The organism is Streptomyces sp. NPDC002788 (assembly GCF_053592115.1).
In genome coordinates this window covers 295,852-310,502 of record NZ_JBSFVB010000006.1, presented here as the reverse complement: position 1 = coordinate 310,502, position 14,651 = coordinate 295,852, and the positions used below count along the sequence as shown (strand labels likewise).

Sequence of the window (14,651 nt, the reverse complement as noted above, 5' to 3'; positions counted from 1 at the left end):
CCGGTGGTGGACTCCTGGGAACGGGCCCGGCACATCCTGGAGGCGGGGGCCCGGACCCCGGCACCCGCGCCCACCTCGCGCCGCTGACCGGCGGCACCTGCAACACCGTCGTGGAGCTCCGTCTCACCGACGGCGCCGCCAGGTGCCGAAGATCCCGCCCGCCGCGGCCACGCCCGGCCTCCGGCACGAGCGACGGCTGCTCGTCTCGGAGGCCGAGTTCTCCCGCGGGGCCGCCGGCGTCGGTGTTCCCGCACTGCGGGTGGTGTCCCTGGGGGAGGACTCCCTGCTGCCCGGGCGACCCATGGGACGGCACGCTCACCGACCCGGAACAGATCGCGCTGCGGACGGAGCTGGGACGGCAGGTGGCCCGCCTGCACCGTGTGACCGGCCCCGGCCCCGGCTACCCGTCCGGCGCCCTCGGCCCGCTCGCCGGCGGCTGGCTGCGGCCGGGTCCCGGACGGCACCGACGAGGAGACCGCCCTCACGGCGATGCCCGCCGCCTACCCGCCCGGGGACGGCGAGGCCGACCCGGCCGCCCTGGTCCTGAAGGAGACCGCCAAGCACCTGGGCGCGGGCTTGCCCGACCTGATCAACCTCTTGCAGCCCGAGCACATCCTCATCGGCGGCTGGGCGGGCCTGGCGCTCGGCTCCCGCTTCCTGCCCGCCGTACGCCGCCACGCCGTGTCGTACGCCCTGCGTCACCCGGCAGGGAAGGTGACCGTCGACCTGGGCCGGCCCGGGCCCGACGCGGTCGCGGTCGGCGCCGCCGTCCTGCCGCTCGCCCACTTCTTCGCGCGCTGCGGCCGGCGTCCCGACCCGGCCCAGGAGAATCCGCTCCCGGCCTGGCGCACCGCGCTCCAGGAGCGGGCACCGCGCTGAGGTTTCGCAGATCACCGCGGAGGTACTCGCCTGGCGCCGGACGACCGAAGGGAGTACGCCGTGACCGACCACCGCCTCGACGCACCCGGCGAGAACGGTGAGCCCGTCCCGCGGGACATGCCGGACCAGCAGGCCGACGCCGGCGAGGACCCGTGGGAGGTCGCACCGCGCTTCACGGGCAGCGGCGAGGACGACAAGGACCAGGCCGACGAGGCCGACGAGCCGGCCGGTGACGTCCCCGACACGGACGAGGCGGGGACGGGCCGGCAAGGGGCACCGCGCTCGGGAACGGTACAGACCGAGAACCCGGTGCCGGACGAGCCCTCCGCCTGAGGAGGGCCCACCGCCGGGGGCCGCAGCCGACTGTGGGGGTCGGCTGCGGCCCCCGGCCCTGCCACGTGTCGTTTCGCGGGTCAGCCCACCTTGCGTCCCCGCATCGGGTCCGTCTGTGCGCCCCCGCCCTGCTGAAGCCCCCGAAGGAACTCCTCCAGCACCTCCGTCGCCGTACGCCGCGGCTCCCAGCCGAGCTCGGTGCGGGCTCGCGTGCAGTCCATCAGCGGCAGCCGCAGCACCGCGTCGAACAGGTGCGGGGAGGCGGGCAGCAGGTGCAGGCCCCAGGCGGCTGCGATCGCCGAGCGGGCCGCCGTGCGCGGCAGCCGCACCGGCCGCGCCCCGAGCATCTCGCCCAGCAACCGCGCGTCGACCGCGGGCTCGGCAGCCAGGTTGAAGGCGCCCCGGACATCGGAACGCACGGCCAGCCGGTAGGCGTCGGCCGCGTCGTCCGTGTGCAGGGCCTGCACCCGCAGCCCGGGGATGTCGGGCAGGAAGGGCAGCAGCTCCGGGCGGGCCAACGGGCCGGGCAGGAAGCGGCCGCCGAAGATGCGGCGCTGCTCACTCGCGGACTCCCACTTGAAGAGGAAGGCGGGCCGCATCCGCACCACCCGCGTCCCGGGATGGTCGCGCTCGAACGTGTCCAGAGCGCGTTCCAGATATGCCTTCTCGCGGCAGTACGCGGCGTCCGGCCAGCCGTGCGTCGGCCACGACTCGTCCACCGCCTCGTCCTTCGGGCCGGGGGAGTACGCGCCGACCGACGAGGCGTGCACCAGCGCCGGCACCCCGGCCGCCGCCACCGCCTCGAACACCCGCATGCTGCCGAGCACGTTGGTCCGCCAGGTCGCCGCCGGGTCGTGCGTCGGCTGGAACGCCCAAGCCAGATGGACCACCGCGTCGGCGCCCGCGAACCGCTCCACCAGACCGGGCCCCTCGGAGGCCAGATCGACCGCGTCCCAGTCCGTCTTCGGCGGCGACCAGTCCGGTAGCCGGCGAGCCAGGCCCAGCACGGAACCGACCTCCGGATCCTCGGAGAGAAGGCGCACGACGCTGGTGCCCACGTTGCCCGTGGCGCCCGTGACGACGATCTTCCTACCCGTTGCGCTGTTCACCTCTGGCTCCTCTCGGCCGCGTGGTCCCGCGAGAGATGACCGAGTACCCGGGTGGGGCGTATTGCACGTGGGCAGAAAGAAGCCCCGGCCGGACGGGGGAAGCACGGCCGGGGCGGCTCGGAGTGGGCGCGGACGGCGGTCGCCTCTCGGCGATGGGGCTCCAGGAGGGCTTCAGCCGAACGATCGTCCCTGTGGGCGGATGGTGAGGCCCGGGGGCACTGTCCCCTCCGTGCCCACCTGTCGTTCAACGGGAACCGCCTCCGGGGTTCCACGCCGAGGCGCCTTTCGCGGTGATGCGCGTCACCGTGGCCGGTCGTCCGGAACGGTCTCCGCCCACAGGTTCTCCGCCTGCAGCAGCAGCGTGCCCAGGACGGCGGTGTTCGCGGCGCCCTCCTCGGCGTGCCGGCACAGCCGGTCCTGCAACTCCTCGTGCAGGTCACGCATCGCCGTCTCGGTCTCGCCGCCGGGACGGCCGTCCGGGCCGCCCTCGCGCAGACTGTCCGCCTGCGCGTGACAGGCCTCCCCGATCAGCTCCAGCAGCCGCGCGTACGCGCGCAGCGCCGGGCCCTCGGGCGGGGCGGGTGTCCGGTTGTCGTCCACGGACACCGCCAAGGCCCGCGTCAAGGCCATGACGTGCCCGGTGACCCGGGCGAACCGCTCGTCCTGCGCCACCGGCGGCAGGGCGGCGCCGTTCGGGACGCGGTGCAGGGCGCGCAGCGGCCCGTAGGTCAGACGCAGGCTCTCCTGGCTCCACCGGCGCGCCGACTGCAGGGCGTCCAGGCGGTGGTCCAGCCCGGCCGAGGCGCCGACCCAGCCGGCGGCGGTCTCCGCGTCCCACTCGCCCTCGCGCAGGTCCGCGGCGACGGTGTGCAGGACGTCCCCCGCCTCACGGGCGAGCGCCGCCAGGTTCTCCCGCACGTCGCGCAGATGGATCGGCGGCAGGATCAGCGCGTTCACGGCCACGCCGATGACGGCGCCGAGCGCGGCCAAGCCCACCCGGTGCCCGACGCCGGACAGGCTCACCGTGCCGGCGGTGACGGTGAACAGGGCCGTCGTCGCCGCGTAGATGCCCTGGTCGCCGAAGCGGGGCCAGTTCGCGAGCAGCATCAGCACCGGCACGGACAGGGCGAGCGCGCCCGTGGTGTCACCGGTGATCGCCTGGGCCGCCGAAGCCAGCAGGGCGCCGACGCAGATCGCCCCGAACTGCCGCGCGCCCTGCACCAGCGAGCTGTAGACGGTGGCCTGCACCAGCACCAGCGCCACCCACGGCGCCATCAGCGCCAGCGGGTCCCCCATCCAGACGCCGCCGATCAGCCAGGCGATCACCGCGGCCAAGGCGGCCTTGAGCGACTGGACGACCAGATCCCGTTCCCGTCCGGGGCCACGCCAGGCCGCCCGCACCGCGTCCCAGGCACTCCGCGTCTCCCGCCGTACGGCGTCCACCGGCCGTACGGCTCGCCCTCCCTGTTCCAGGTCGCTGGTCCGTCCTCGCTTCGTCGCCGCCCCCTCGGTCCGCGCACCCGAGGCCCGTGCCGTGCCGGCCGCCGTGCCGCTGTCCCTCCGCAGGCGGATGGCTCCCGCCGTCCGCCGTACCGCACTCGTCACACGCGTCATGCGCTGCGGGTATCCCCGTGACCGGGGGTTTCACCTCGCGTCATGCGAGCGGACCGTCCCCGAGGGCGGACAGCAGGTGCGCGGGGTCGGCGTAGACCGCGTCCGCGCCGGACCCCTCCAGGTCCGAGCGCGGGATGCCGCCGCACAGGACACCCACGCACCGCACCCCGGCCCGGCTGCCCGCGAGCATGTCCCACACGGTGTCGCCGACGAACACCGCCCGCTCGGCGGGCACCCCGGCCAGCTCCAGAGCGTGCTCGACCGGCTCGGGTGCGGGCTTGCCCTCGTCGACGTCGTCGGCGCTCGCGGTGGCGGCGATGGCGTCGTCCGCGTCGATCGCCCGGCGCAGCGCGTCCAGCTCGGCGCCGCCCGCCGACGTGGCCAGCACCACCGTCCAGCCGTCCCGGTGCAGGCGCCGCAGCAGCGCCCCGGCCTGCGGCAGCGCGGGCAGCCGGTCGAAGTACTGCCCGTACAGCGCCTTGTGGCCGGCGCTGATGTCCGCGTCCTGGGCCTTGTCCCGGTCGTCGCCGAGCAGGTGGGCGACGAGGTCCGTGGACGGCAGGCCCACGGCCCGGTGGACGGCGTGCATAGGCACCTGGTGGCCCGCCTGCCGGAAAGCCTCCCACCAGGCGACCACGTGCAGATGGTTGGTGTCGACCAGCGTGCCGTCGACGTCGAACACGGCCGCGCGTTCCATAGATGCAGTCCCTTCCTCTCCGGCCGCGCGAGTACCACGTCAGCCGGACGGCACTCGCCGCTCACGGGTCCACGCCAGCAGCTCGTCGAGGGACCAAGCGGTCACCACCCGCTCGGGCGGCACCCCGCACTCCTCCGCCCGCGCGCACCCGTTGATCTGCCAGTCCAACTGCCCGGGCGCGTGCGCGTCGGTGTTGACGGAGAACAGCACCCCCGCGTCCACGGCCCGGCGCAGCAGCCGCCGCGGCGGGTCGAGCCGCTCCGGCCTGCTGTTGATCTCCAGGGCGGTGCCCGTCTCCGCGAGGGCCGCGAACACCTCGTCCGCGTCGAACTCCGACTCCGGCCGCCCCCGCCCGGTCACCAGCCGCCCCGTGCAGTGCCCCAGCACGTCCGAGTGCGGATCCCGTACGGCGGCCACCATCCGCCGGGTCATCGACCGGGCGTCCATCCGCAGCTTGGAGTGCACCGACGCCACCACGACGTCGAGCTGCTCCAGCAGCTCCGGCTCCTGGTCGAGCGAGCCGTCCTCGAGGATGTCGCACTCGATGCCGGTCAGCAGCCGGAACGGAGCCCAGGTCTCGTTCAGCTCCGCCACCACCTCCAGCTGCTCCCGCAGCCGCTCGGCCGACAGGCCGCGCGCCACCGTCAGCCGCGGCGAGTGGTCGGTCAGCGCCGCCCACTCGTGACCCAGTGCCGCCGCGGCCCGGCCCATCTCCTCGATCGGGCTGCCGCCGTCCGACCAGTCGGAGTGCAGATGGCAGTCCCCGCGCAGCAGCGCCCGCAGCTCCTCCCCGCCCCGCACGGCAGGCTGCCGCCCTGCCTCGCCCTCCAGCTTCGACAGATAGCCGGGCACCTGACCGGCCAGCGCCTCCCGCACCACCTGCGCGGTCTTGGGCCCGACCCCCTTGAGCCCCTCCAGCGAACCGTCCGCGGCCCGCCGGGTCACCTCGTCCTCGCCCAGCTCCTTCAGCACCCGGGCCGCCGTACGGAAGGCGCGCACACGGTAGGTCGGCGCCAGGGACCGCTCCAGCAGGAAGGCGATCCGGTCCAGTGCCTCGACGGGGTCCATCACCACCTCCACCTCAAGGGTTCCCCAGCGCCCCGCGGCCCGCACGACGGACGGGCGGTTTGCCCCGCATCCCCCCGGGTACTGCGATGCCTCGTCCCGACCGCGCCGACGAGGAGGCCCGTCATGCCCGCCCCCACCGCGCCCCACAGCAAGGTCGCCGTGATCACCGGCGCCGACTCCGGCATCGGCCGGGCCACCGCCGTACGCCTGGCCCAGGCCGGCATGGACATCGGTATCACCTGGCACAGCGACGAGAAAGGGGCGCAGGAGACGGCCGAGGAGGTCCGCGCGCACGGACAGCGGGCCGAGGTCGCCCGGATGGACCTCACCCGGCTGCCCGACGCCGCCGACACCGTCGACGAGCTGTGCGAGCGCCTCGGCAGGATCGACGTGCTCGTCAACAACGCCGGCACCGGCACCATGACGCCGTTCCTCGACCTGGAACTCTCCGACGTGCGCGAGGTCTTGGACGTCGACCTGGTCGGGCCGTTCCTGTGCGGGCAGAAGGCCGCGCGGCGCATGATCCGGCACGGCGACGGGGGCCGGATCGTCAACGTGACGTCCGTCCACGAGCACCAGCCGCGGGTGGGCGCCGCCCCGTACTGCGCCGCAAAGGGCGGACTCGGGCTGCTCACCCAGGTCATGGCGCTCGAACTCGCCGAGCACCGCATCACCGTCAACGCCGTCGCGCCCGGCGAGATCTCCACGCCCATGACCGGGCAGGAGGACACCGACCCGCACACCGAGAGCCGCCCCGGCATCCCGCTCGGCCGGCCCGGTGACGCCCGCGAGGTCGCCGCCGTCATCGCCTTCCTCGCCGGCCCGGACGCCACGTACGTCACCGGCGCCTCCTGGAGCGTCGACGGCGGCATGCTCCGGATGGGCCCGCAGGCCGGTTCGCACCTGCCGGGCCACGACTGGCGCCGCCCCTGAGGGGTCCTTGCACTATGAGCGTCCGGTCAGGTCGCGCGGTCCGGTGCCGTGCATCGCAAGGCGCCGGAGCGCCCTGGTGGCGGAGCTGCCCGGGCGTTTCGGCAACGCGGCGAGGCTCGGTGCCAGGCCGCCCGACGCGGGCGGGCACAGTGCAAGGACCCCTGAGCGGACCCCGGTGGGACTGCGCACCGTCTCCTGCGGCGGGGCACGGTTCCACCGCGGGGCCACGGGCACGGGGCCGCCGTTCCGGACACCGACGGCGCGCGCACCTCACCGGCGGCCCCCGGGGCCTGGCACCACGGGTTGATACGACGGCGGCCGAACGGCCACCGCCGGTACCTGGGCCGCTGACTCGACCCCGCGCCATCGCCGGTTCCGCTCTACGCTCGATGCATGACCGAAATCTCGAGCCCGCACATAGCGCGCCCCCGGATCATGGTGCTCGGGGTGCAGCCGGGCACACCGCCGTTCCGGATCGTGGAGATCGACGGCCAGGTGGTCGGAGAGGCCAAGGTCATCACCGACGTCCTGACGGCCGCGGCCGCGTTCGGCATCACGGTCCACGACCTGGACGACCCGGACGTGGTCCGCTGGGTGGGCGGAGACAAGTTCACCTGGACCGTGCACTAGGCACCACCGCCGGCGGCGTACGATCTCCCGATCATGCCGTCCGCGGGGACGGCCCGGATCAGGTCAGCCGCTCGCCGTCGCTTTCCCCGCCCGGTTCCCGCCCGGCTTGCGCGCGTGTACCGCGCGGCTCAGCCGGCGTCCCAGGAGCAGGTAACCGATCAGCGCGCCCGTCGTGTTGAGGATGACGTCGTCGATGTCGAAGGCACGGCCGGTGACCAGGGCGCCCTGGGCGAATTCCACCAGGAGCATCACGACCGCGGTCAGGAGCAGGACGCGGAGGATGCCGCGGGTGCCGGGCGCGACGACGGGGACGAGGACGCCGAAGGGGACACCCAGGAGGATGTTGCCGCCGATCTGCCGGAAGGCGTCCCGGAGCTCGGGCTGGTCGATATAGGCCCTGAGGGAGCTGCCCGGCTGCAGATTGCTGTGGGTCAGAGCCTCCGAGGCGGGCGAGGGCTGCAGAGTCAGCCGGGCCAGCACCACGGCGAAGGCGACCATGAACGTGAAGGCGCACAGTATCGCCAGCAGCCGGAGGGGCAGTGGGAGCGGGCGTCGCTCGGTCCCGGACCCTGCGGTCCGGGGACGTGAGGCTGCACCGGCCATTCGGTCCTCCAGTCTTCAACTTCGCTGCCTGGTAGGCGGTTACCCGCGGAAACACCGAGGATGCCGCCGACGGCCGTCCCACCCTCGGTTTCCCGCCTTCCGCCGGGGCACTCCCGGCCGCCGGCGCGGCGCCGCTCCCGACTGCCGGGGAGCCGTTCCGGAGGGCCGGGAGCCGGTCAGTCGCCGTACGTGACGCGCACTTCCTTGAAGCCCAGGGACCGCAGCAGACCTTCGAGCATGCCGGTGGTGTTCGACTCGGCGCGCGCGGTCAACTCGCTCTCCTTCGCCGCGTCCTTGATGTGCCGTGCCGCGAGTTTCTGCACGGCCTGCTCGCCGTTGGGGTTGTCCGAGAAGAGGTCGCCGAGGCGGTCGAAGAGACCGCGCTGCTTGGAGACGGCGTAGGAGCGGTCGGGGTCGAGGGCGGGCTCGCCCAGTTGCGCGTGGGGCAGCCGGAGCGTGGCGGACGTGCGGTCGCCGTTGACAGCCACGTCGTTCTCGCCGACCTTGCCCAGGTCGACGTAGGCGTCCACGGTGCCCGCCCCGACGTACAGCGTGCGGGTGCCGCGGATCGCGTCGGGCAGGAGCTTGACGTCCTTCTCCAGGTCCACGACGACCTGGAAGTTGCCGGAGGCGGCGTTGTACCGGCTGATGTCCTGGACCGACTTCAGCAGGGCGGGACCGGACCGGTCCTGTGTCTCGGTGCCGAACAGGTCCTTCAGTCCCGGGAGCACGCTCAGCCGGAGCCCGGCGAAGAACACGACCAGCACCAGCACGAGCGCGGCCACCACCTTCGCCCAGCCGGGCATGCGCCTGGGGAGGCGCTTGACGGGAGTCGTCATGCGACGGCCCTCCTTCCTACTGTCCGGATGCCCGCCACGACCCCTGCCAGACCGCTGAGTCGAGGATTCGACGCCCCCGGCGGAAGCAGGCAGGGCGCACACCCGTCACGGGCGGGACGTCGCCTCAGGACGCTCCAGCGCCGCGTCCAGCGTCGGCTGCGGCGGCAGCAGCCGCGACAGGCCGGTGATCCGCAGGACGCGCAGCGTCAGTGGGTGGGGGCAGACGAGCAGCACGTACCCGTGTCGGTCGAGCACCCGGCTCCGGGCCCGGTACAGCAGCCGCAGGCCCGAACAGTCGAAGAACTCGGTCCCGCTGAGGTCGATCACGACCCGGGCGGCGGGGCGGTCGGTCTCCCGGTCCAGGTGCGGGGCGATCTCCGCGGCCGCGGCGAGGTCGATCTCACCGCGGAACTCCAGCACCGTGTGCCCCCGTTCCTCGCGGACCCGCAGATACCGGGTGAGCGGTGCAGGTTCCTGCCGCACGACGAGATCGCCTCCAGCCTGCTCCGTGCGTGGGGAGGGGGCACGGCTTCACATCCGTTCCCCGTCCTGCAAGTTACCCTCCAACGAGTGAATTTGAGCATGTTCGATTGACATATGACATTGAATTCAGGCCGAGTTGGCCGAGGTTCACGCCGGGGCGTGCGCGGGTGTGATTCCGGGGCGCGCCGCGAGGGCCCGGCGGGGGTCAGGACAGGGCGTGCCAGGCCTTGCCGAGCGCCTGGCGGAACTGCTCGGTCTGGTGCGCGGTGAGGTCGCGCACCATCCGTTCCTCCAGCTCCCTGACGGGCCCGGCGTGCCGCGCGAGCAGCTCGCGGCCGTCGTCGGTGAGCAGGATCAGCAACTCCCGGCGGTTGCTCGGGTTGCGCTCCCGGCGCACCAGCCCGCGGCCCTCCAGAGAGCGGACGAGGTCCGCGATGGACTGCGCGGTGACGAAGGAGTCGCGCGCCAGTTGGGCCGCGGACAGTCCGTCGTGCCGTTCCAGCACGGTCAGCGCGGTGTACTGAAGAGCGGTGATCCCGGAAGGTCTGACCAGCTCGTCGAGATGGGAGCGCACGACGAGCTCCACCTGCTTGACCATGTAGAGCAGGGACGGGGGCGCCTTGGTCACCTGTGCGTCGAGCATGGACGCAGGTTAGAACATTGACAGGAAACCTGTCTGTAAAGAGACTGCACACAAACAGGAATCCTGTTTGTTGAAATCTTGGCGACTGGCTGAGGAGCGGCGATGGCCACCTTCGAGAGCACACCCGCGCAGCTGTTCATCGGGGGCCGGTGGCGCGAGGCCGCCGACGGGGCGCGCACCGAGGTGGTCGACCCGTCCCGGGGCACGGTCGTCACCACCGTCGCGGAGGCCGGCCCCTCCGACGTCGACGCGGCCGTACGCGCCGCCCGCGAGGCATACGACGACGGCGCCTGGTCCGGCCTGAGCGGCCGTGAGCGGGGCCGTGTGCTGCACCGCGTCGCCCGGCTGATCCGCGACAACGCCGACGAGCTCGCCGCGCTGGAAAGCCTCGACGTCGGCAAGCCGATCACTCTGTGCGGAGCGGTCGACGTCACCAACGCGGCCAACGACTACGAGTACTACGCGAACCTCGCCCAGACCCAGGACGGCGCCCTGCGCGACACTCCCCTGAACGCCCTCGCCTACACCAGGCGCGAGCCGCTCGGCGTGATCGCCGCCATCACCCCGTTCAACTTCCCGCTGATCCTCGCCGGCTCCAAGCTCGCCCCCGCGCTCGCGGCCGGCAACACCGTCGTCCACAAGCCCGCCGACGAGACCCCGCTCAGCGCCCTGTACATGGCCGGGCTCCTCCAGGAGGCGGGCGTACCCGACGGCGTGGTCAACGTCGTGACCGGATCCGGCCCGGTGGCCGGCGAGGCGCTGCTGCGCCACCGCGGTGTCGACAAGGTCGCCTTCACCGGCTCCACGGCGATCGGCCGCCACGTGGCGAGCGTCGCGGGGGAGGCGCTCAAGCCGGTGACCATGGAACTCGGCGGGAACGCCGCCCACATCGTCTTCGAGGACGCCGACCTGGAGAAGGCGGTCGGCGCGGTCATCAAGGGCTTCGTGTTCAACACCGGCCAGTTCTGCATGGGCGGCCCGCGCCTGCTGGTGGCCCGCTCGGTGTACCCGACGCTGCTCGGCATCCTCGCCGAGGCCGTGCCGGGCGTCCCGGTCGGCGACCCGCGCGACCCGGCCACCGTCATCGGCCCGATGGCGGCGGAGAAGCACCTGAGGAAGGTGGAGGAGTACGTCGCCCTGGCCCGCAAGGAGGGTGCCCGCATCGTCTGCGGCGGCGAGCGGCTCGACCTCGACGGCGGCTACTACTACAAGCCGACCGTCATCGCCGACCTGTCGAACGACTCCCGCGTGATCCAGGAGGAGATCTTCGGCCCGGTCCTCACCGTGCAGCCCTTCGAGGACGAGGACGAGGCCGTCGCCCTCGCCGACTCCACGCCGTACGGCCTCGCCGCGGGCGTCCAGACCAGCCACCTCGCCCGCGCCCACCGGGTCGCCGGCCGGCTCCGGGCGGGCATCGTCTGGGTCAACGACTGGGCGATGCTCGACCCCGCGGTGCCCTTCGGCGGCGTGAAGGACTCCGGCTACGGCCGCGAGTACGGGCCCGAGGCCCTCGCCGGTTACACCAAGGTCAAGTCCGTCGTCGTCTCTCTCGACTGAACCACCGTCAAGGAGCCATCGCGATGCCCATCACCACCCGTGCCGCGGTCGTCGAGACCGGCGGTGCGCCCTTCACCCTCTCCGACGTCGTCCTCGACGAGCCCGGCCCGCACGAGGCGCTGGTCCGCATGGTCGCCACCGGCCTGTGCCACACCGACCTCGGTGTCGCGAGCGGCGGACTGCCCTTCCCGCTCCCCGGGGTCCTCGGCCATGAGGGCGCGGGCGTCGTCGAGGCCGTCGGCCCGGCCGTCACCGGAGTCGCGCCCGGCGACCACGTCCTGCTCTCCTTCACCTCCTGCGGTGACTGCCGCAACTGCCGCGGCGGTCACCCGGCCTACTGCGCGACCTGGCTGCCGCTCAACCTGATCGGCGGCACCCGCGCCGACGGGACGAGCACCATCAGCCGGGACGGCGAGTCCCTGGGTGGTCACTTCTTCGGCCAGTCCTCCTTCGCCGAGCGGGCCCTGGCCGACGAGCGCAGCCTCGTCAAGGTCGACCCGGACGTGCCGCTGGAGTCGATCGCCCCCCTGGGCTGTGGCGTGCAGACGGGTGTCGGAGCCGTCTGGAACGTCCTGAAGCCGCAGACGGGCAGCACGGTCGTCGTCCTGGGCGCCGGGGCGGTCGGCCTGTCGGCCGTCCTGGCGGCGGCCCTCACCCCGGCCACGAGGATCGTCGCCGTCGACCGGGTCGCCGAACGCCTCGCGCTCGCCACGGAGCTGGGCGCCACCCACACCGTCGACACGAGCGCGACCGACCTCGCCCCCGCCCTCGCCGAGATGACCGGCGGCCGGGGCGCGGACGGTGTCGTGGAGACCACGGGCAACGTCGGCGTCCTGCGCCAGGGCGTAGACGCGCTCGCCGCCCGCGGCACCCTGGTCGTCGTCGGGGCCCCGCCCTTCGGCACCGAGGTCGCCCTGGACGTCAACGGCCTGCTCGGCGGCAAGCGGATCGTGGGTCTCACCCTCGGCGACAGCGAGACCCAGACGATGATCCCCGCCCTGGTCCGTCTGGTGAAGGACGGCCGGCTCCCACTGCACCGCCTGATCGGCACGTATCCCTTCGGGGACATCGACCGGGCCGTTCAGGACATGAGGTCGGGCAAGACGATCAAGCCGGTCCTGACGTTCTGATCCGCCCGGCCGGCTGGGTCAGTCGTTCAGCAGCACCAGCTTCCCGGTGGTCCGGCCGGTGTCACCCAGGGCGTGCGCCTCCGCGGCGGCGGCGAGCGGGAACGTGCCGGCGATCGTGGCACGCAGCTTTCCCGACTCCACCAGTTCCGCGATCGCCTGCATGCCGCTGCGATCGGCGTCCACCAGCATGCGCAGCCCCCGCACACCGAGCCGCTCGGCCTCCCGGTAGAAGTCGTCCGAGCCCACCGGCAGGATCGACACCACGACCCCGCCCGGGCGCAGCACGCGCAGCGAGCGCAGCGCGTTGTCGCCGCCGATCGTGTCCAGGACGACGTCGACGTCCTTCACGGCCTCGGTGAAGTCCGTCTCCCGGTAGTCCACCGCCTCGTCCACGCCGATCTCCCGCAGGAACTCGTGCTTGCCCGCGCTCGCGGTGCCGATCACACAGGCGCCGCGCGTCTTGGCGATCTGCACCGCCACGTGCCCTACCCCGCCCGCCGCGGCGTGGATCAGCACCCGCTGCCCGGGCTTCAGGTCGGCGTGCTCGACCAGCGCCTGCCACGCGGTCAGCGACACCAGCGGGAGCGCGCCCGCCTGGACGTGGTCGATCCCGGCCGGCTTGCGCGCGAGGGCGCGGACCGGAGCGATCACGTACTCGGCGTGCGAGCCGTGCCCGAACGGATACGGCAGCATGCCGAAGACCTCGTCACCGGGCGCGAACGCCGCGACGCCGATACCGACCGCCTCCACCACCCCGGAGACGTCCCAGCCGAGGACGAAGGGCGGCTCGCCCAGGAAACCGCCCGTGGCGCGGTGCTTCCAGTCGGTCGGGTTGACCCCGGCGGCCCGCACCCGGACCAGCACCTCGTTCGGCCGGGGTTCCGGGCGCTCGACTTCCACTTCCTTCAGGACCTCGGGGCCGCCGAGGACGTCCTGGCTGATGGCTCGCATCGTGCTCTGAGTGCTCATGGTCATCCAGCGTGCCCGCCCGCGCCCGGCCCGCCAATGGCAGGATGGCCAACCTTCGATAGGATCGTGCCATGCGGCGTGAGCGAGTGGTGGTCCTGGCCCTGGACGGCGTGTACCCGTTCGAACTGGGCATCCCCAGCCGGATCCTGGGCGCGGCCGACGGCCGGTACGAGGTTCTGACCTGCTCGGTCGACGGCGGTCCCGTGCGCACCGACGCGGACTTCGGCATCACCGTGGAACACGGCCCCGAAGCCCTCGCCACGGCCGACACCGTGGTGATCGCTCCCGTCGCGCCGGCCCATCTGAGCGACGACGTGCCCGACAAGGTCCTGGCCGCGCTCGCGCTCATCCGCCCCGGGACGCGCATCGTCTCCATCTGCACCGGCGCCTTCGTCCTCGCCGCCGCCGGACTGCTCGACGGGCGCAGGGCGACCACCCACTGGCGGGTCGCCGACCGCTTCCGGCGCAGGTTCCCGCACGTCGACCTCGACCCGGACGTGCTGTTCGTCGACGATCACCCGATCCTCACCTCCGCCGGAGCCGCCTCCGGCGTGGACATCTGCCTGCACCTGGTCCGCAAGGACCACGGCAGTCGGCTGGCCAACACCGTCGCCCGCCGCTGCGTGGTCCCGCCGTTCCGGGACGGCGGCCAGGCCCAGTACATCGAACAGCCCGTCCCCGAACAGGGCGCCGCGAGCACCGCGGCCACCCGCTCCTGGGCCCTGGAGCGCCTCGGTGAGCCGCTCACCCTTGCCGACCTCGCCGGCCACGCCCGGATGAGCCTGCGCACCTTCGCCCGCCGCTTCCACGACGAGGTGGGACTCAGCCCCGGCCGCTGGCTCATCCAGCAGCGGGTGGCCCGGGCCCGGCATCTGCTGGAGTCCAGCGACCTCACCGTGGACCAGATCGCGGGCCGGGTCGGCTTCGCGACCGGCGCCTCTCTGCGCCAGCACCTGAACGCGGCGATCGGGGTGACCCCGCAGGCGTACCGCCGCACGTTCCAGACCACCCGCTGACCCGGGCAGGTCCCGGTGCCCGCCCAACGGGGCCGACCAGTAAAGCCATTTGTCGACCTGTTGCTTTCTGTTGGAGCGTGACAGAACCCTCACGTCCGGCGGGGGATGAGTTTCATCCTCTCGGCTTCAAACCCGATAAGGTTCCCAT

Annotated in this window: 15 protein-coding genes and 2 pseudogenes; 8 read left to right on the top strand and 9 right to left on the bottom strand. The window is 73.2% G+C overall.

Features of this window, described 5'->3' with window-relative positions; all coding sequences use genetic code 11:
- Nucleotides 1-3: 3 nt before the first annotated feature.
- The 3 genes and pseudogenes from ACWD1U_RS14415 to ACWD1U_RS14405 form a co-directional block, all read left to right on the top strand.
- A pseudogene (locus tag ACWD1U_RS14415) lies at nt 4-440 on the top strand (aminoglycoside phosphotransferase family protein); the annotation flags it as partial.
- A gap of 4 nt (nt 441-444) precedes the next feature.
- Nucleotides 445-879: pseudogene (locus ACWD1U_RS14410) on the top strand (ROK family protein); the annotation flags it as partial.
- A gap of 60 nt (nt 880-939) precedes the next feature.
- Entirely contained in the window at nt 940-1,212 is a 273-nt protein-coding gene (locus ACWD1U_RS14405) for a hypothetical protein (protein ID WP_451107435.1), read from the top strand.
- A gap of 80 nt (nt 1,213-1,292) precedes the next feature.
- Here the strand turns inward: ACWD1U_RS14405 and ACWD1U_RS14400 are convergent, their stop codons facing one another.
- The 4 genes from ACWD1U_RS14400 to ACWD1U_RS14385 all read right to left on the bottom strand — a co-directional run bounded on the left by ACWD1U_RS14400 (nt 1,293) and on the right by ACWD1U_RS14385 (nt 5,700).
- The gene (locus ACWD1U_RS14400; protein WP_451107433.1) at nt 1,293-2,321 is read right to left on the bottom strand and encodes an SDR family oxidoreductase; all 1,029 of its coding nucleotides are present in this window, start codon (nt 2,319-2,321) and stop codon (nt 1,293-1,295) included.
- Between the two features lie 300 nt (nt 2,322-2,621).
- Entirely contained in the window at nt 2,622-3,935 is a 1,314-nt protein-coding gene (locus ACWD1U_RS14395) for an FUSC family protein (protein ID WP_451107431.1), read from the bottom strand.
- 40 nt (nt 3,936-3,975) lie between these two features.
- A complete protein-coding gene (locus ACWD1U_RS14390) occupies nt 3,976-4,632 on the bottom strand; it encodes an HAD family hydrolase (RefSeq protein ID WP_451107429.1) in 657 nt (218 codons plus the stop codon).
- A 39-nt stretch (nt 4,633-4,671) separates the two neighbouring features.
- Entirely contained in the window at nt 4,672-5,700 is a 1,029-nt protein-coding gene (locus tag ACWD1U_RS14385; protein ID WP_451107428.1) for a PHP domain-containing protein, read from the bottom strand.
- 123 nt (nt 5,701-5,823) lie between these two features.
- Between ACWD1U_RS14385 and ACWD1U_RS14380 the strand changes: the two genes are divergently transcribed.
- A complete protein-coding gene (locus tag ACWD1U_RS14380) occupies nt 5,824-6,633 on the top strand; it encodes an SDR family oxidoreductase (RefSeq protein ID WP_451107426.1) in 810 nt (269 codons plus the stop codon).
- 393 nt (nt 6,634-7,026) lie between these two features.
- Nucleotides 7,027-7,263, top strand: coding sequence for a hypothetical protein (locus ACWD1U_RS14375; RefSeq protein ID WP_451107425.1), 237 nt, complete (start codon nt 7,027-7,029; stop codon nt 7,261-7,263).
- A 63-nt stretch (nt 7,264-7,326) separates the two neighbouring features.
- On the opposite strand, the gene ACWD1U_RS14370 is transcribed toward ACWD1U_RS14375, so the two are convergent.
- From ACWD1U_RS14370 to ACWD1U_RS14355, 4 genes are all read right to left on the bottom strand, one after another.
- Nucleotides 7,327-7,866, bottom strand: coding sequence for a VanZ family protein (locus ACWD1U_RS14370; protein WP_451107423.1), 540 nt, complete (start codon nt 7,864-7,866; stop codon nt 7,327-7,329).
- A 176-nt stretch (nt 7,867-8,042) separates the two neighbouring features.
- Entirely contained in the window at nt 8,043-8,705 is a 663-nt protein-coding gene (locus tag ACWD1U_RS14365) for a DUF4230 domain-containing protein (RefSeq protein WP_451107422.1), read from the bottom strand.
- 105 nt (nt 8,706-8,810) lie between these two features.
- Nucleotides 8,811-9,188 carry an anti-sigma factor antagonist gene (locus tag ACWD1U_RS14360; RefSeq protein ID WP_451107421.1) on the bottom strand — a complete coding sequence of 126 codons (378 nt, stop codon included), beginning with the start codon at nt 9,186-9,188 and terminating at the stop codon, nt 8,811-8,813.
- A gap of 205 nt (nt 9,189-9,393) precedes the next feature.
- Nucleotides 9,394-9,831, bottom strand: a complete 438-nt coding sequence (locus tag ACWD1U_RS14355) for a MarR family winged helix-turn-helix transcriptional regulator (protein WP_451107420.1) — start codon at nt 9,829-9,831, stop codon at nt 9,394-9,396.
- Nucleotides 9,832-9,933: 102 nt separating this feature from the next.
- Here ACWD1U_RS14355 and ACWD1U_RS14350 point away from each other — a divergent pair, with 102 nt between their 5' ends.
- Together ACWD1U_RS14350 and ACWD1U_RS14345 are read left to right on the top strand one after the other, a co-directional pair.
- Entirely contained in the window at nt 9,934-11,388 is a 1,455-nt protein-coding gene (locus ACWD1U_RS14350; protein WP_451107419.1) for an aldehyde dehydrogenase family protein, read from the top strand.
- Nucleotides 11,389-11,411: 23 nt separating this feature from the next.
- Nucleotides 11,412-12,518 (top strand): NAD(P)-dependent alcohol dehydrogenase, encoded by a 1,107-nt coding sequence (locus tag ACWD1U_RS14345; RefSeq protein ID WP_451107417.1) that lies wholly within the window; start codon nt 11,412-11,414, stop codon nt 12,516-12,518.
- A gap of 18 nt (nt 12,519-12,536) precedes the next feature.
- Here ACWD1U_RS14345 and ACWD1U_RS14340 read toward each other — a convergent pair whose 3' ends face one another.
- On the bottom strand, nt 12,537-13,487 hold the full coding sequence (locus ACWD1U_RS14340; RefSeq protein ID WP_451107415.1) for an NADP-dependent oxidoreductase: 951 nt from the start codon (nt 13,485-13,487) through the stop codon (nt 12,537-12,539).
- 71 nt (nt 13,488-13,558) lie between these two features.
- On the opposite strand from ACWD1U_RS14340, the gene ACWD1U_RS14335 reads away from it, so the two are divergent.
- On the top strand, nt 13,559-14,503 hold the full coding sequence (locus ACWD1U_RS14335) for a GlxA family transcriptional regulator (RefSeq protein ID WP_451107414.1): 945 nt from the start codon (nt 13,559-13,561) through the stop codon (nt 14,501-14,503).
- Nucleotides 14,504-14,651 lie beyond the last annotated feature (148 nt).